Here is an 18418-nt window from a genome sequence, read left to right as displayed (position 1 = left end):
CTATTGGTAGTGCTGAGTTTTTTTAATTCAAACATTATTTGCCTGACGTTATTGGACATTCACTTGGCGATAAGTGGTAAAATATCGGTGCTGCGTTGCTCTAAATTTGCCTCTGTAATAGTAATTGAAAACTATTCGGCAAAAAGAGCAATAAACAAATAAAAAATAGAAATTATGAATAAATTAAGTAGAATAGGAGCGGTTTTATCAATGGCTCTAATGTTTTTGGTACCAAGTAAGTCAGATGCTTGTACAGGAATTCGGTTAATAGCTGAAGATGGTGGAGTAGTATATGGCAGAACCATGGAGTGGGGAGCTTTTGATCTTAACTCAAGAGTGGCCGTTGTTCCAGAGGGATTTAAATTTAGCAGCTTAACTCCGGAAGGTGATAATGGTATGGCATACAAAGTAAAGTATGGATTTGTAGCATTAGATATAATTGGCAAAGACTATTTTGGTGATGGGATGAATGAAGCCGGTTTGGCAGCAGGTATGTTTTACCATCCAAATTATGCAAAATTTCAGGAGTATAATAGTGCTGATGCTTCAAAAACTATCTCATCGCAAGAACTCCTTACCTATATTCTTTCAAGCTTTAAAGATGTAGAAGAGGTGAAAAAAGGTATGCAGGAAATATCGGTAGTTGGTGTAATTGAGAAAGCAATCGGAATGGAAGTTGGTGCGCATTGGATTGTTACAGATGCTAATGGTACATCTTTAGTAATTGAGTATTCAGAAGGTGAGTTAATGCTACACGATGCTCCACTTGGGGTTATTACGAATGCTCCAAAATACGACTGGCACATGACCAACTTAAATAACTATGTAAACCTTACGGCTCACCCGCAAAGTCCTAAGAAATTAAACGACATTACGATTAGCCCGATGGGTGCAGGTTCGGGGTTTTTAGGAATGCCCGGCGATAATACACCTGTGTCTCGATTTGTAAGAGCCGTAGCATGGTCTCAATCAGCCCGCAAAACAAATGATGCTGATGAAACTGTTTATGAGGTTTTCAGAATACTAGATAACTTCAACCTTCCTTTGGGCCCTGATGGAGGGGAAGGTGCCAGCGCTAATTTTTTCGATGATTCGATGCGCTCAACAACGTTATGGACTACGGCCTGGAATATACAGGACAGACAATTAAACTACCATACACAGCACAACAGACGTGTAAGAATGGTTGACTTGAAAAATATTAATTTTTCAAAAATTGGTAAAGAAATTATCCACCTCTCTTTAGATGAGAAAAAAGAGCAGGACAAGATTGAAGTAAAGCTTGATTTATAATAGGGCTGACCTTATTTGGCCTGCACACGTTCTGCAGGCCAATTTAAAACACCTCCTATATCATCATTTTTAAAAGACACACTAGTCTAAATAAGTATTATAAGCAATCATGAATACATTAAAAAATATTGCCATTACCTTATTGGCATTAATAAGTTTTTCTGGCGTTTATGCACAAAGTGACCAAGACGCAATTGCACAAAAGTTACAAAATCCATTGTCGAACATTACAGCGTTACCCATCCAACATAACTTTGGATTAGGAACACCGCAATACGAGGGAGCAACTTATACCACCTCATTTCAACCGGTTATGGCCTTTGAATATGGTAACTTCAGTATGGTACACCGAGCTGTAATTGGTACTACGCATTTGCCTTCAACTACTTTAGGCAATGGGAGTACTTTTGGTACAACCGATTTAAATTACTCGTTCTATTTTGCACCTAAAAAGAAGTTGGGGAACTTAGCCTTTGGAGTTGGGCCATCTATTGATATGCCAACAGCAAGTGATGATCTGTTAGGTAGTGGTAAGTGGAGTGCTGGTGCCAGTTTGGTGGCTGTATATCAAAAGAACAAGTGGACGCTGGACATGGTTTTTCGTCAGACGAACTCTTTTGCCGGAGACGATCAAAGAGCTGATGTAAACCGTTTTGTCAGCCAAACATTAATTGCCTACAGTTTAGGAAAAGGATGGGTGGTAAATACCTATCCAACTATTACAGCCAATTGGAATGCTGACAGTGGACAGCAATGGACAGTTCCTGTTGGTGGTGGAGTAAGTAAGCTGGTATTTTTAGGTAAGCTTCCAACCCAGTTTGGAGTTCAGTATTACAATAATGTGGTACGACCTGATTACTTAGGTAAAAGCGAATTGAGGTTTACAACAACATTTGTATTTTCTAAATAACAGCATTTTAGCTACTGCAAGGGTATCACATCTTTAGGATTGATGCCCTTTACTTTTTTAAACATGGTTGAGAATTTCGAAGCATTCTGATAGCCCATATCATAGCCTACTTCGGTTACGGTATATTTACCCGATTTCAAACGACGGTAAGCTTCGTCCATTTTGGCATGGGTATAAAACTCACCCACATTGCAATCGAACAGGGCTTTAAAATCGCGTTTTAGCTTGGAGCCACTAACACCAAATTTATTTGCTATCTCATCCATACTCACTTTCTGGTTGAGGTGATCGAGAATGAATTGCTTTACCTCAAGCAGTCGTTTGTAATCATCAATATGCAATCCGTGCAAATTTTCTTTATCCAGTTGGTTTTTCAGCGAACTCATTAACAGCGTATATAGTTTTAGTCCGTCGCTGGTAACCAATGCTTGTCTGCCAAAATCAAGGGTTTCATAAAAAAAGAGGTCGTCCATTAGTTTTTCCAGTTCGGCACTCACCTGGGTATGATAGCCCTTGGGCTCATCATCAGGAAATAACGATTGTAAAAGAGGAATGGCCTCCGGGATTAGACTGGAAATACCACTCAGCGAAAACTTAAAGCTTACCGAGCGAATGCCCACTCTGGACGGGTAATGCGAGTCAAGCGGAAACAGGCCGTTGTGTAAAAACAAGCCCATGGAAGTACCCGCTTCGGCGTTCTTCTGCTCGTTTTGGTACTGACGTGTTACCTGTCCTTCTTTTATCAATGTTAAATGGAAATAATCGGTCTGATCGTCAGGTAAGCGTTTAACAAGTAGTGACTTTTGCAATTGTAGCTGTAGTAATATTAACTCAAAATCTTTCGATATAGGCGAGATATCTATTTTAATTAGATCGTTTCCCAACTCATAGTCAAAACCGTTTTCGGTTCGTTTGCCTTTGGGATAGGATTCTTCCAGAATATCCAGGTATTTATAGCCGCTTCCTTCCTGCAGGCAAATTATTTGTTGATCGTGGTGTTCCATTAATGAATTCTTTACAAGGCCTAGGTTTAACTTCAACTAAAGTACGACCAATCTACCTTTTGACCAAACAGGAGGGGATCTTGACCTACAGGGATTCGTTTTCAGCCCTGATCATGACGTTTCTTTGTCATATAAAAAGAAACAGATTATGCTTAGTCTTTATAATACCAAGTTAAAAACGGGTGCATCAAAATCAGTTGATTAACCCCATCCCTAAAGGGAGCAACTGATTTTCTCAACTCCCTTTAGGGTTGGGGTAATTGAGAAAATTAACATCTATGACTGGTACAATAAACACCATGCATTAAACAGATTGTATAAATACATTAAAGAATTATATCATGAAAAAGATTATAAAAAATGCATTGACGCTTACCATGGTAACCATGGTATTGGTTTTTTCCGGAAGCAGTTTGATGGCTCAGGAAAGCACCCTTCCGCAGGAGGTAATCAACCAAATGGAAAAAGTTGTAGATGATAACGCTGAGTATATACAAGATATTTTTAAAGATTTGCATGCTAACCCTGAGCTTCCGTTTCAGGAAGTGCGTACCTCGGGTATTGTAGCCGCTGAATTTAAAAAACTGGGTTTTGAAGTGCACACCGGAATAGGTGTAACCGGCGTAGCAGCAATTCTTCGTAATGGCGATGGACCGGTATTAATGTATAGGGGCGATATGGATGCGCTAGCTGTAAAGGAAGAAACCGATTTGCCATATGCCAGTACAAAAATTGCAACCGATATGGATGGTAATGAGTCGCCGGTTATGCATGCCTGTGGGCACGATGCCAATACAACTTTTGTGGTTGCTTTGGCCCATACCATGGTTGAAATGAAAGATAAATGGAGTGGAACACTGGTATTAATTGCACAGCCTGCCGAAGAAAATGTTCAAGGAGCACAGGCAATGGTTGATGCCGGTTTATATACCCAATACAATGTACCAAAGCCCGATTATTTTTTGGCGCAACACACGGCAGCGTTTCCAACAGGTTCGTTTTTAGCTACCGATGGACGTTTAACAACGGGTACAACACATATTGATGTTACCTTTCACGGAATTGGCGGTCATGGCTCATCGCCTCACCATGCCAAAGATCCGGTTGTGATGGCAGGTATGGCTATTGTACAGTTGCAAACGGTAGTGTCGCGTTACACCGATCCGGAAGAGGTTGCTGTATTAACTATCGGAAGTGTACAGGCCGGTGTAGAGCATAATGTTATTCCTACTTCTTCGCACCTTAAACTAAAGTTACACTTCTCAACCAATGAAGTAATGGATAAGATGATTAAAGGTATTCATGATATCTGCAACGGTATTGCCATGGCAAATGGTCTATCAGAGGATATGATGCCTACCATTACCCAAAGTGGTTTTGGTCCGGCTATCTACAACGACGAAGCCTTAATGGCAACCATTAGAAGTGCAACAGAGCGTACCGGTTTTGTAAAACACCGCGTTGATAATATTAGCGTTCCCGGGTCTGAAGATGCATTTGCACTTATTGACGGACTGGAAGATGTGAAAGGAGCTTACCTGTTTGTGGGTACTGCCCAACCAAAATTATTTGCCGAAGCGCAAGCCGAGGGAAAAGAGTTTCCATTTATGCCACATGAACCAACTTATCAGGTAGACCTTGATGGCATTACTTTTGGATCAAAATTATCGGCATTGGTAGCGTTAGAAATTTTGCAGAAATAAATGTAAGGTTATTATAATGCGAATCAACAGTTGAACCCACTTTGGGTTCCTTTATGATACGTTCATATTCCACGGGTTCCACCCGTGGCTATTCATATTAAATCCTTTCAGGATTTGAAAATGTCCGAAGGATATTAACAATAATAGCCACAGGTGCAACCTGTGGTTGTGTAAATTCAGCCGTCAAGAACCCTGAAAGGGTTCAATAAATAAAGAATCAACGTAAATACAATTCATCTTTCTTTGTCGCGATGATTCGGTATTGGGTTTGGGTGAAGCGCCAATAATTAAAATATTTAGGATAATTCTGATTATTGATTAATGAAGGTCGCAACAGTTAGTTGTGGCCTTTTTTGGTTCCTTTGGGTGTTATAGTGAATCTATTTGGTACGTCTTGCAGGGTTTATTCCGCTATATTTGTAGATATCAAATTGATTAAAACCTATAAATTATAGTAAGATGAAAATAATAAAAACATTAATACTTGCCTTGTTAGTAGGCGGAACCGGTTTATCTCAGGCAAATGCTCAGGAGGTTGAACCATCACCAGTATCTATCTTTACGGAGAGTACGCCTCCTGAAAAGGTTCAGGAATACAGAAGAAACTATAGAAGTGTTGATTTTTTGGTTAATGGAGACCAGGGGAATTATAGCTTTTTAAACATGCCTGAGTTTTATCAAACAGCCACTGTATATCGAGGGGCAGGGCAGGTTGCAATGTTGAAGAAAAAATTAGATAAGTCACTTTTAGATACAAAAACCGATACCGACCTGGGTAAAATGTCAGTGGGCGAATTATTAACAAATGAGAAAGCTCAAATTCAAGGAGTACTGGTTATTCACAATGGTAAAATTGTGATGGAAGAATATCCGGGAATGCGCGAACTGGATAAGCATAGCTGGTTTTCAGCATCAAAGCAGCTAACCGGTGTTGCCATTCATATATTAAGCGAAGAGGGATTAATTGATCTGGAGCAGTCGGTTAACCATTATATTCCTGAGTACGACAGCGAGGATTGGAAAAAGGTGAAGGTGAAGCATCTGTTACATCATGTTTCGGGTATGGACTATGTAGAAACCAATGCCAACTTTATGAATCCCGATCATGCATTGTCGCAAATAACTACCTATTCGCTGGCTTCTCGCCACGAGGATGGTGGAATATCGGCTTTTGATTTAATAAAGGGAGTTAAGAGTTATATCGAGCCCGGTGTTAAATATGATTATGCATCGCCTAATACGCAAGTACTTGGATTTATTATTGAGCGTGTTACCGGTCAAAAATACGAAGAAGTAATAAGCGAAAAAATATGGACAAAAATCGGAATGGAAAGCGACGGCCATTTTGCCCTGTCGGCTCAGGGCGAGCCATTGGCAGCTGGTTATTTTGGATCACGTTTGCGCGATTTTGGACGTTTTGCCATGTTATTCACACCTAGCTGGAGAAAGGTTGCTGATGAGCAGATTGTAAGCGATAGTTATTTCGAAAAAGTTTACGATACAACCTATGCCGAAGCTTTAAAACGTGGGGTGGAAACCGAAAAGGCTAAATTTTTCAAAGATGGACAGTCGCACGCTACTTACCAGTGGGATTTAGTATTTGATGATGGCGATTTGTTTAAAGCCGGACGTTACGGTCAAGGTATATATGTATCGCCCGAAACCAACACGGTAGTGGTATTCTTTTCAAGTGTGTATATGAACAAGATCTATTTCCCTGACTTCGCCCGTCAGATTGTAAAACAGAATTACAGATAAACGATTGTAAAAATCAAAGATATAAAAGGGGTATTTCACGTGAGAAATGCCCTTTTTGTGGTTTAAACAATTCGATCGAAAATAAACATTTTAGTATGCTGAATATAACACTTTAAGAAGCTATATCAGAAATTATCTTGGTTAATGAGATTGCACTTACACGGGAGCTGTTATGTCTTGTCTGGTATTTAAAACTTAAAAACTGCCATGTCCAGTTGTTGGGTTGGTTTAATCTCTGATAATTAGACACACTTTGGTCAATTGGATTACAACGGAATTACCTTAACAGGAGGGATGCCTTTTAGTTTTTTAAACATGCTTGAAAATTTGGCCGGGTTGGTATAGCCCATATCATAGCTCACTTCGCTCACACTGTATTTGCCTGTTTTTAAGCGACGATAAGCCTCATCGATTTTGGCATAGGTGTAAAACTTATAGATTGAAGTATTGAATAAACTATTGAAATCGCGGTTTAACTTTGATACGCTCACTCCAAATTCATGGGCAATCTCCTCAACATTAATCGTATCGTTAAGTGAAGACAATAAACGGTTTTTAATCATCATGATGCGTTGATAATCATGGGTATGAAGCCCATTTAAATCATCGTGCTCCATTTGTATCATTACCTTCAATAGGGTGATTAGTATTTCTTGCCCACGCACTCTTATCATGGCTTTTGAACCAAATGAGTCTAACGAGTATGAAAAGATATCTTCCATCAAACGATTCACTTCGGTTGGCAAAGGAATGTGATAGGCAACTCCTTCTTCATTACCAAATAATTGGTTAATAGGTGTTGTTGCTTCCGGTAATATCTTTTTTAGACCTGTTTTAGAGAATTTAAATGCAATAGATTTGTATGAGGCATTAGCAGGAAAATCAGCGGCTAACGGAAATAGCCCGTTATAAAAAAATACACCTTTGGTACTATCTGCTTCCAGATTTACAAGTTGATTTTGATAGGCCTGTGAATAGCCTCCTTCTTTGATTAGTACCAGATGCAGCATCTCCGGGTTGTTATCCGGTGTGCGATCTATTCGTATAGGAAATGCTATTTGAGTATCGACAAGTGACAGCTGAACTTCATCTATTATCTCATGAACGGTTCCATCAATATAAATCCCATTTTTATTTAATTGATAGGAATCATTCTCCAGTTTGCCTCCAAAACGATCGTAAAACGCCTGATAATAATTTAAAATATACCCTTCTTTAAACTTTAGGGTAGTGGGCTGCTGTTTTTCCATACCTCTGTACTTTTTGTAAATATACTACAAACAAATCAAGGTTTCTTTAGTTGGGTAACTATTGCTTTTTGTTTTGACACGATGTAAAATGTTCTCCACTTATTAATTCAGTTTAATACTATGCGCAAATTGGATAAGTGTATGGTTAAAATGGTCATGTCTTTCATTTGTTCAATCTCTAGTTTTGTGCTGTAAATAGAAATTAAAGTATACAATCATGAAGACAATAAAATTAATTTTTCTGATGGCAATGATGGTCATTGCTGTTAGAGTAGAGGCACAATCGCCTCCTATTCAAAACAATCAGGAAGTAACACCTGAAATTGAAAAAGAAAGAAAGGAACAGGCAGAAAAAGTGGCTGCTGAAAATGTGCAACCCGATATTAAAGTGGGGAAGCTATATTTTACACCCATTCCGGCTATTGCGTCCAATCCAGCGTATGGTTTTGTGTATGGAGCCGCTGCTTCGGGTAGTATATTTCTGGGCGATCCGTCAACCACAAATATGTCAAATATGATGGTAACGGCTACGCATACCAGCAAGAAACAGCTGATGATAACATTGAGAGGGAACGTGTATACCAACCAAAACAAGTGGATGTTACAAAGCGATTACCGTTTCTTTAATTCTTCGCAACCAACCTTTGGTTTAGGAACTGGGAGCGATGGCAATACCTTATTACCCGGAGTTTCTCCTTTTGATGATGAATTATACGAAGGAGAAGGAATGGATTTTAACTTTATAAGAATGCACCAAACAGGCCTGCGCAAGGTAAAACCTTCGTTATATCTTGGAGGTGGAATTCATTTCGATAGGTATTATAATATTGATGATAACCTGCTGGATTTAGAAAATGGTATTTATACCAACCATTACATCTATAGTACTAAACATGGGTTTGATCCATCGGGATATAACCTGGTAGGCGTATCGGCAAATGCATTGTACGATACACGCGATAACCTTGCCAATCCATATTCGGGACGTTTTGCCAATGTATCATTCAGATATAATGCCGAAGTCTTGGGTAGCGATCAAAGCTCTTCAACCTTATGGATGGAGTATCGCGACTATTTTTCAGTTTCAAAAGATGTGCCACGCAATGTTATCGCATTTTGGACCTATGCCAATATTACAACCCATGGCAACCTTCCTTATATGGCTTTACCGGCAACAGCCTGGGACCAAATGGGGCGCTCGGGAAGAGGATTTGCTCAGGGCCGCTGGAGAGGTAATGATATGTTCTATGCCGAAGCAGAATATCGATTCAGACTACCTTTGTTAGCTAAGAACCCTGATTTATTCGGAGGTGTAGTGTTTGCCAACGCCACTTCTGCTTCGGCCCACGATGCCAATGTAAAATTATTCGACAATTGGGCTGCCGCTGCCGGTGTAGGTTTGCGTATTCAAATACAAAAGGCAACACGAACCAATCTGGGTATCGATTATGGTTGGGGACACGATGGTACCCGTGCCTTATATATTAACCTTACTGAGTATTTCTAAACTAGAACAATACCTAAAAAATCAAGTTGTATTACAACTCTTCAAGTTTGAAAATTATTCAATAGATAATAAGACAATTGTTTAAAGTATAATAGTATGATGCGATATAAGATAGTATTGAAAGCAATTATAATAGCACTCATTCCCATATTAGTTTTGGGTACTTGTACAACTGAAAAAACAAAGGAATATAAATTATTTCATGGAGGAACCATTCTTACTGTTGATGCTGAATTTTCGGAAGAAGAGGCTGTTGTAGTGCAAGGTAAGGAGATAGTTGCTGTAGGGAATTTAAGTACGCTTAAAAAACAATATGGAAAGCAATCAGAAACAATAGACCTGCAAGGAAATGTGATGTTGCCAGGGTTTATTGATCCACATGCTCATGTGGTGGCTGGTGCTTCGGTAGATTATCTAATGGAGTATGTGGGAATGTCCAGTTTTAAAACAACAGATGAGGTGTTGGCTCGGTTAAAAGAAATAGCTGCTGAGAAAGAATCTGGTCAATGGATTGCGGCCCGTAACTGGGATCCATCTATTCAGGATGGTCCCGAAGAACTAACCATAAAAGAACTGGATGCAGTATCTACCGAGCATCCTATATTTGTACTCAATGCTTCAGGTCACCTGGCATATGCCAACTCTAAGGCATTTGAAGTAGCAGGTATTACCAACGACGTTACTAATCCTGAAGGTGCAGAATTTGTAAAAGATAAGAATGGTGAATTAACGGGGGTGATGAAAAATATGGCCAGCTTTTTACAAGTTTGGATGACTATGCCTGAAGCACAGACCTTAGATCCTGCTAAAGCCTTATTGGCTCTTACCAGCGACTGGAATTCAAAAGGTATCACCACCACCACTGAATTGGCTTTAGGTGTTACTTCAGGTGCAGCTGAATGGCAATTGCTTCAGGCTATCGGCCAAAATCCAGACTTAACGGCTCGTATTCGTGCTTACCCTTCTTACCTTAAAAACGATGAATGGACTGAAGCAGGTATTATGCCCAACGATGGCAACGAAATGGTACGCTTAGTTGGATTTAAGTTGGTAGCCGATGGATCTAACCAGGGATATACCGGTTTGCAACGCGAACCTTATTGCTGTGGTATGCATCAGGGAACTTATGGAAAAGAATATACTTCGGTTGAGGCTTTAACTAAATTTGCCACACAAAGAGGTAACGAGGGCTGGCAGCTAGCCATTCACGGAAATGGAGATGCAGCTATTGATAATATTATTACTGCGGTTGAAAACCTGATGGAGCAAGGTATTGATGTGGCTCCATTGCGCATTCGAATTGAGCATGCATCTATCATACATGATGAACAATTTGAAAAGATGAAGAAATATGGTATTTCAGCCAGTTTCTTGATTGGGCATGTGCATTATTGGGGCGTTTGGTTGCGCGATATGGTTTTTGGCGAAGAAAAAGTACAACTATTAGATCGTGCTCATTCGGCCGAATGTAACAATATCAGTTACACCCTTCACTCTGATTTTATGGTGACTAATCCCGATCCGCTCGAGATGATTGAAATTGCAGTAAACCGCAGAACATTTAAAGAGCCGGATTATAAGATTTCGCCAGACGAAAGCGTTTCTGTAGAATCGGCCATTAGGGCCTTAACCAGCGAAGCAGCATGGCAATGTATGTCAGAGCACGAAATTGGTTCTATTGAAGCAGGTAAACTGGCCGACTTTGTGATACTGGAAAAAGATCCAAGAAAGGTGAATCCAGAGAAGATATCAGCTATTAAAGTATTATCTACCTGGCTAAACGGTGAGGTTGTTTATAAGGTTGAATAAAGTTGCTTCATGATATAGTATATCTATGTCAAACGGCTATCCTTCTGTTAAGGGTAGCCGATTTTTATTTTTATAGAACTGGCTAAGGGGTAAATTATTTTGGGTAAGCTTCTGCTTAATATGGGTATATCATAGTGTTACTTCTTTCTCATCTTTGCTAATGTAATCATTTAAAACAAATAGTTATGAAACGATTAAATATCATCAAAACATTATTTGCTGCGGCAATGATGATTGTAATATCATCAAACAGTATGGCACAAGAAAGAAAGGGGCCTGCACCCGTTCAAAAAGCGTTAGATGGATGGTCAGCAGAAGAAAACTTAAATTACATTCGTAACTTTAGTGTTGCAGAACTTACCTTAGGCGAACCGGCTGCTTTATGGTTTCATGCTCATGCATCGCAAACCAATAAAACAGCTATTCTGTTGCGTCGTCAGCCCATTATGGAATATCAGCAAACATTACAGCCCGAGATTGGGGCCATTGAAGTAGAAACTGATTTGGGTACTTTATCGTTGGATGAATACCTGACACACCCCCAAAGTTTTGCTCAGGGTTTTGTTGTAATTCATAAAGGACAAATAGCTTATGAGTCTTATCCCGGAATGCACGAACTAGATCCTCATTTTTGGGCCTCTACAACAAAAGTACTGGCTTCGTTGGCAGTAGATTTGCTAATTGAGGATGGGCTTATTGATGAAAATTTACCATTGGGTAATTATGTGCCTGAGTTTAAGGGTTCGGCCTGGGAAGATGTAAAAGTTATGGATGCTCTTGATATGTCGGCCGGTTTAGATGCATTGGATAATGCAACTCAGTTTGCCGATCCTGCTTCGGTTACCTCGCGTATGTTCAGAGCCGAGTTAGGTGAAGCAACAGATGGCAAAGTAGAATATATGCTGGATGTTATGCTGGATGCTAAAAAGGTAGATGAGCCAGGAAAATACTATGCTTACTCATCGGCTGTTACTCAATCGCTGGTGTTTTTGGTTGAAGCAGTTAGTGGCCAAAGCTGGTCTGATTTCTTTAACCAGCGAGTATGGTCAAAAATGGGTGTTGAGGGTCCTTTACAAATGCACCTTTCACCCGATGGTGTTGCCATTGTTCATGGTCCGGCATCCTCAAACCTTAGAGATTTGGCTCGTGTAGGTACACTTTATACCCCAAGCTGGAGTACCATATCAACAGAGCGCATAGTTACGCCTGCAATTATTGACCGTATATCAAACTCACCTCGTACGCAAGAATTTTATATGGATGGAAGTGCTGGTTCGGGTCAGCGATTTATGGATCGCCTGGGCGATACTTCCATTCGAACAGCCGCACGTCAATGGGATGCCATTTTTGAAGACGGCGATTTCTTTAAATCAGGTTTAAATGCTCAGGGTATGTATGTATCACCCGATCGCGATTTGGTTATTGCCTTTTTCTCAACAGAGCCAACACATCGTATACAAAAGTACCTTCGCCCTATCGTTAAATCCGGATTGTTTGATAAGTAAAAAACTTACTTCTTAAATAACTAAACTATATGGCATAATAATATAGCCATAGTTATAAATATAAAACACACCCCTTGTATCGATCGCCCGTTTCGAAACAAGGGGTGTGTTTTTATTTTGTCTTTATCTTACGATGGCTCAACAATACCTAACATTTCAAGGTATTGTGGCTGTTCGGCCAATGCCAGCCGGCTTATCTCAATATAATCTTCATACCAGTTCTGCAATAAGTCAGCAGCCTTGTTACGTGCGTTGGTGGCACTCTGGGCATCCCCCATTTCTTTTTTGCGTAAGGCCAGTTTTTGTTCAACCTTTTTAACCAGTTCAAACCCTGCCTCAAGCTTTTCTTTGGTTTGACCAAATAAGGCCATTTTTGCCTGTGCATCTTCATCCACCAGTAAATTGTTATAAAACACATTGGTTTGCGTCAGCCAATCGGCCTGATTGGTTTCTCTTGCTCCCGACAATTGAAACTGTACCCATCGGTTCGAATCATTTTTAAAGGCGATACGCGCTATTTTTAAAAGAGGTATATACTCTTTATTGGCCTCCTCAATGGCCAGGTTTAACTCTTTGGTGGCCGCCTGCTGCTGAGCATCCTCTTGTATTTGTTTGCTGTTCAATCGCGATGCTTCATCTAAATGTCCTTTACCCTCGGTCATTCTTTCAGGCGTATAACCATAGGGAAGCAAGGCGTCTGCAATTTCTGGTTGATTAGTGCCATTTTCGATTGCAATTCCAGATTTTTTAATTAATTCATTGATTTTTTTATTCATGGTATTAGTTTGATTGATTAAGGGCGATTATTTTTTATTTATTTATGGAATTTTTATTGCTATGGATTATTTCTTTTGCCTTTTGGCTGAATTTTATAATGCCTGGTTGAAAAATTTCATTTCTGGTCACTCTCTTTTGATAAAATCCCTAAAATTTTCGTTCAAGGTCATCAACTTTTCATTTTTCATTGACCTTAAGCCATTTTTTACTGACCCGAAATCATTTTTCACTGACCGGGAATGATTTTTTTGTGACCCGGAATAAAAAGTGAGTGACTATAAACGATTATTTTGTGATGATAAATCATTTTTCACAGGCTTTTTTTGAATGAAATTTATTTTGATGATTTACATTTTCCTCTTCTGTTAAAATTTTTAATCAATACTTAGTCTGCAACTTTTATGTATTAAAAAACACATTTAAAGTAGTTAATTTATGGTCAAATTAAAAGCATTAATGTGATAATAATAGAAAATTATGGTTAATGTTATTCATTAAACGTTATGCTGAAAGTGACTAAAATAAATTATGAAATGCGCCATCAATAAAGGGTTAGAGATGAATGTGTAAAAGGAGGTAGTAGAGTTTGAGAATCTCAAAAAAATATTGACATAAAAACTTATTAATAACCGGCTAAATTTATATTCAACCTTGCTGAGGTTGCTTGACTATTTATAGAATCAATATACCTGACTTATCACTAACAATCGCGGTGGGATTGCATATCGTTTAGCCTTTATTATGTTATTCAAGATGGTAAGTAATAATAGATAATATAAACGATCAATTACAAGTGCTTAGTAATACAAAAAGTATAAGCGAAAATACCTGGCTTAATTTTGTTCAACTATATGAATAATTATTGTTGTTGCATGGTTACCTACAACCTGCGATATTCAAAAAAAACTGAATTGACCTTTATGCATACCTAATAGTCATAAAGTTTGACTACATCGGGTATGTGTTTGAAGAAAATGGTAAAGTGCCGGAACCGGTTCAAAACTAATTTTGCTGCACGTAATCAATGGTAGGTTTTACTGTAATTGATGCTCGAAATTTAAGATAAAGCAAAATGAAAAAAATAGTAACTCTATTACTGGGCTTTGCAGCGTTTATAAATGTTGTAAATGCCCAAAACGAAAATAAAGTAGTAGCTGATAGTTTATATACCAAAGAAGCCTCGAAAGCCGATTGGGATATGAGTTTGGCTCTTAAATCGCAAAATGTCTTTCGTGGATTGTTACCTTCTGCTTCTCCGGCTATGGCTACACAGGCCGGTGTAATCTGGAAGGACTGGATTTTTGCCATGTACGGTGGTGTTGGTTTAAACGGTGTTTATCAGGAAACCGATTTTATTGTGGTGTATCGCCAGCCGCGTTGGAATGCTCACCTCGAATATTATTACAACTTTACACAAGGTATTACCGATATACCAACGCCAAGCGGATTGTTCGACTTTAACAAACAAACTACACGCGGTTTGCTCGATTTGATTGTAAATGTACAGTTAGATAAAAAGGGGCATTGGAACCTGAAATCGTCCACCTTGGTTTTTGGTCGCGATAATGTGATTGAAACCATTGGTCAGGACGAAAACGGAAATGCCATCACTCGTCGTGGCGATCAGCGTTATACACAATACCTGGCTTTGGAATATGGCTGGTACTGGGGCGACAATAAAGTAAAAGCCCATGTGGGTGGATCTTTCAGTTTAAGCGATCCAACAGCAGGGCATTTTTATGGTGCTAAACCCGGGTTTAATGACATAGGTTTTGCTTTTACCCGAAAAGTAAAGGTGAACGAGAATACCAAATTGCCGGTAAAAGTAGCTGCTATATTGAATCCGCTTGCACAAAAAAGCTACTTGCAATTTTCAGTGGATCTGATACAGATTAGTAAATTGTAGAATAGCATATTGATGTGTTATTGTTTTGATGCCATGGTGTTTACTTGATTGCTGTAGTTGGTATCAATTGTAATTAATGCAAAAGACGGTTGTAAATTGAATGATTTCATAATAACCAGATGCCAAAGGCAGCCGTGGACCTTATTGTTAGGGGCGCGATAAATAATAAAAAATGATCGGATCTTCTGGTTGGTATTTGTATACAAGAGTTCACAAAGTAAAGAAGAATCAGAGTACTTAGCACTATCGTTGCATTGTTGTTAATTAAGCAGCTATTATACTAAAAAGCAGCATTATCTTACATTTTTATCGCTATGTTCATCAATTCTTTTGCACTTACTTTTCTATGGCTTTAAATAATGTTAAGTAATCATTCAATTATTTAATGACCTGATTGGGTTTATGAATGATTATTTTGGATAAGTACCTCCTTGGGGATCTGTCTTCCTTTGTTAGCTCAATTTTTATCTCAACTAATCATCATTTCAATGAAATATAAAATTGCAATTATCTTGCTGTTTGCAAGTACTATTAGTAAGGCACAGTTTAATGATGCTGGTAGCAGTACTGCCAGCCTGGAAGAAACCGGTATATGGAACGGATTATACCTGAAAGCCCGTTTAAGCGATAAAATCGGGTATTATGCCGAACATCACTACAGGGTGCGTAATGCAGCCGATAATGTAACTTCATTTATTGGCCGGGACAGACAAATTTATAATCGTGCCGGTATCAATTTCTTTTTCAGTAAAAATTTTGAAGCTGTTATTGGTCCTGCCTTAATCGTTAATTATACTCCCGATCCGGGAAATGATCAGTATGAAAAAATTACATTAGAACCTCGTATATGGCATCAGTGGTTATTTAAAACAACCGATCTGGGAAGGTTTAATCTTTATCATCAGTTCAGGTTTGAGCACCGCTGGAAAAGAAACAATGATGTAGGAGCCGAATACGATTATACTAACCGATACCGTTATAAGTTTTTTGCATATATCCCCATTAATTCACCAACTATTAAAGAAAAGACCTTATACTTTTCGCCCAGTGCCGAAATTTTTATGCACTCCGGAAAATCTATTGTTGCCAATCCAATGGAGGATTTCAGAACCTATAATGGGTTTGGTTATGTGCTTAATAATAACATTACTTTTTTTGCCGGTCATATGTGGACTTTAGGACAGAAAAGTGATGGAGCCTCTTATAAAACAACCCATATATTACGTTTTAATGTATTAATCGGTCTCGACTTCCGCAAGTTAGAGAAGCGTTTACCTGGCATTAATTTAGGATACTAATTACAAACCTCAGTATTGTCAATAAGCTATTTAAGAAATTTGATAACCGAATGAACGAATAGATATGAATAAAAAATATATAATATCGGTATTGCTATTAGCCATGCTTATTTTGGTTGCCATGCTTGCTAAAAGCAAAAATGAACTGAACGAAAGGAACACATTTATAAATGATATAGCAGCAGAGCTTGATTATTATAAGATAAAATCAAAAGCCGATTCATTATTAAACAACGATGAGCTGGAATTGGCCTTGGAGCAGTTTGCTATCCTTGATCAGATCAATAATAATGAAGCTTATACCCATCATGCTAATTCTATTTTTGAAGAGCGAAATAAAACTCATCAGAATAATAGTTTGCTATCAAACAAAATTCGCGAAAGAGGAAAGGTTATCCGCCAATTGTATAAAAACAAAGATGAGCTAAACGATAGCCTGGAAAAGGTAAAAACTACCCTTTATGTATTACAAACCGAGTTTGATTCTGTACTGATTTGTAATAGTAACATTGAGCTGCGTGTAAATGAATTAAACGATAGTATCAGCTCTATTCATATTACCGACACCTTAACTATTTATTGTGGTCAGGGAGTAAGTATTAAATATTTGGGTGAAGTAAAGAGTGGCAAGGCACATGGTTTTGGATATGCCATTTTTGATAATAAAGGATTTTATGAGGGCAACTGGAAAAACAGTTTGCGCAATGGGCAAGGAAAGTACTCGTGGCAAAATGGTGATGTTTATGAGGGCGAATACAGTAATGACTTAAGGAATGGTTTTGGAATTTATCAATTTAAAAGTGGAGAACAATACATTGGCGATTGGCGTAACGATTTGCGCCACGGAAAAGGTGTACTGTTGGATAAAGATAAAAAAGTACTATTTGATGGGAAATGGGAAAACGATAAACCAGACAGACACTAAAGTACGGTTAGACCGAAATTAAAGTGTAATTGCTTTTAATTCAATGTAATCATCTTGACTGTTTTGGATAAACGCTTGACCATTTTGGGTAAGAAATAACGGGCTCAGAGCCTCATCTTTGTAATGAAATTAAAACAAAGCAATTTTATAACAATTAAAACAAGTAATCATGAAAGTAAATTTTAAAAACATTTTCGTAGCAATGGCTTTTGTAGCCGGATTAGGATTCGCTTCTTGTTCAAGCGACAGCGATAACTACACTCCATCTGATGATGCAGATGTACAACTTCCAATGGCACCTGAGGTGGATTTGCCAATTGCTCCAGATTTTGACAAAGTGCCACAAAACTAATTTTAGTTTAGGAACTGAAAATATAAAACCGGGAATGTATACTTTTAGCTAGTAGGTATACATTTCCGGTTTTTTGTAAAAAAAGATATTACAGCAAGCAGATACTGCTTATTGTTCAAGAATAATTGGTTTCTTAGTTTTAATGAAAGAGGAGTGTTTCCAGGAAGCACTCCTTTTTATTTTTTTGAATTACAACATTAGAAGCTAATAACCTGAGTTCGATTTAAATTTTAAAACTCAGATTGAAATAAAAAACTGATTTACAATGAATAATTTTAGAGTAATAGTGAACTATTGCGATAAAATTTGAAGCAGTTAATCAGTTCTTTATTCAAAGCTTGCTAATTTCCACTTACAAACAGCAATTTTCTTCGTGCAATCGACTCAAAATAGCCCGCTATTCTTTCGTCAATATACACTT

General features: G+C 38.4%; 14 protein-coding genes. 11 read left to right on the top strand and 3 right to left on the bottom strand.

All coding sequences use genetic code 11. The annotated features are described in order from the left end of the window. Positions 1–174: 174 nt before the first annotated feature. Both KEM10_RS19580 and KEM10_RS19575 read left to right on the top strand, forming a co-directional pair. On the top strand, positions 175–1293 hold the full coding sequence (locus KEM10_RS19580; protein ID WP_212218461.1) for a linear amide C-N hydrolase: 1119 nt from the start codon (positions 175–177) through the stop codon (positions 1291–1293). 109 nt (positions 1294–1402) lie between these two features. Then, positions 1403–2203 (top strand): hypothetical protein, encoded by an 801-nt coding sequence (locus tag KEM10_RS19575; RefSeq protein ID WP_212218458.1) that lies wholly within the window; start codon positions 1403–1405, stop codon positions 2201–2203. Between the two features lie 11 nt (positions 2204–2214). Here the strand turns inward: KEM10_RS19575 and KEM10_RS19570 are convergent, their stop codons facing one another. After that, positions 2215–3207 carry a helix-turn-helix domain-containing protein gene (locus tag KEM10_RS19570; protein WP_212218455.1) on the bottom strand — a complete coding sequence of 331 codons (993 nt, stop codon included), beginning with the start codon at positions 3205–3207 and terminating at the stop codon, positions 2215–2217. A gap of 341 nt (positions 3208–3548) precedes the next feature. On the opposite strand from KEM10_RS19570, the gene KEM10_RS19565 reads away from it, so the two are divergent. Both KEM10_RS19565 and KEM10_RS19560 read left to right on the top strand, forming a co-directional pair. Further along, positions 3549–4910 (top strand): amidohydrolase, encoded by a 1362-nt coding sequence (locus tag KEM10_RS19565; protein WP_212218452.1) that lies wholly within the window; start codon positions 3549–3551, stop codon positions 4908–4910. Between the two features lie 459 nt (positions 4911–5369). Further along, entirely contained in the window at positions 5370–6668 is a 1299-nt protein-coding gene (locus KEM10_RS19560) for a serine hydrolase domain-containing protein (protein WP_212218449.1), read from the top strand. A gap of 266 nt (positions 6669–6934) precedes the next feature. Here the strand turns inward: KEM10_RS19560 and KEM10_RS19555 are convergent, their stop codons facing one another. Continuing rightward, positions 6935–7918 (bottom strand): helix-turn-helix domain-containing protein, encoded by a 984-nt coding sequence (locus tag KEM10_RS19555; RefSeq protein ID WP_212218446.1) that lies wholly within the window; start codon positions 7916–7918, stop codon positions 6935–6937. 217 nt (positions 7919–8135) lie between these two features. Here KEM10_RS19555 and KEM10_RS19550 point away from each other — a divergent pair, with 217 nt between their 5' ends. The 3 genes from KEM10_RS19550 to KEM10_RS19540 all read left to right on the top strand — a co-directional run bounded on the left by KEM10_RS19550 (position 8136) and on the right by KEM10_RS19540 (position 12739). Beyond that, positions 8136–9425 (top strand): BamA/TamA family outer membrane protein, encoded by a 1290-nt coding sequence (locus KEM10_RS19550; protein WP_212218443.1) that lies wholly within the window; start codon positions 8136–8138, stop codon positions 9423–9425. A 96-nt stretch (positions 9426–9521) separates the two neighbouring features. Continuing rightward, positions 9522–11234, top strand: coding sequence for an amidohydrolase (locus tag KEM10_RS19545; protein ID WP_212218439.1), 1713 nt, complete (start codon positions 9522–9524; stop codon positions 11232–11234). Between the two features lie 185 nt (positions 11235–11419). Continuing rightward, the gene (locus KEM10_RS19540; RefSeq protein ID WP_212218436.1) at positions 11420–12739 is read left to right on the top strand and encodes a serine hydrolase domain-containing protein; all 1320 of its coding nucleotides are present in this window, start codon (positions 11420–11422) and stop codon (positions 12737–12739) included. 128 nt (positions 12740–12867) lie between these two features. On the opposite strand, the gene KEM10_RS19535 is transcribed toward KEM10_RS19540, so the two are convergent. Beyond that, positions 12868–13515, bottom strand: a complete 648-nt coding sequence (locus KEM10_RS19535) for a hypothetical protein (RefSeq protein WP_212218433.1) — start codon at positions 13513–13515, stop codon at positions 12868–12870. A 1073-nt stretch (positions 13516–14588) separates the two neighbouring features. Here KEM10_RS19535 and KEM10_RS19530 point away from each other — a divergent pair. The 4 genes from KEM10_RS19530 to KEM10_RS19515 all read left to right on the top strand — a co-directional run bounded on the left by KEM10_RS19530 (position 14589) and on the right by KEM10_RS19515 (position 17997). Then, on the top strand, positions 14589–15422 hold the full coding sequence (locus KEM10_RS19530; RefSeq protein ID WP_212218430.1) for a hypothetical protein: 834 nt from the start codon (positions 14589–14591) through the stop codon (positions 15420–15422). A 488-nt stretch (positions 15423–15910) separates the two neighbouring features. Beyond that, positions 15911–16720 (top strand): DUF2490 domain-containing protein, encoded by an 810-nt coding sequence (locus KEM10_RS19525; protein ID WP_212218427.1) that lies wholly within the window; start codon positions 15911–15913, stop codon positions 16718–16720. Between the two features lie 64 nt (positions 16721–16784). Then, on the top strand, positions 16785–17645 hold the full coding sequence (locus KEM10_RS19520) for an MORN repeat-containing protein (protein ID WP_212218424.1): 861 nt from the start codon (positions 16785–16787) through the stop codon (positions 17643–17645). A 169-nt stretch (positions 17646–17814) separates the two neighbouring features. Continuing rightward, positions 17815–17997, top strand: coding sequence for a hypothetical protein (locus KEM10_RS19515; RefSeq protein WP_212218421.1), 183 nt, complete (start codon positions 17815–17817; stop codon positions 17995–17997). Positions 17998–18418 lie beyond the last annotated feature (421 nt).

Origin of the sequence: Carboxylicivirga linearis (assembly GCF_018271995.1) — a bacterium.
GTDB classification, from domain to species: Bacteria; Bacteroidota; Bacteroidia; order Bacteroidales; family Marinilabiliaceae; genus Carboxylicivirga; species Carboxylicivirga linearis.
This window is presented reverse-complemented; position numbering and strand designations above follow the sequence as displayed.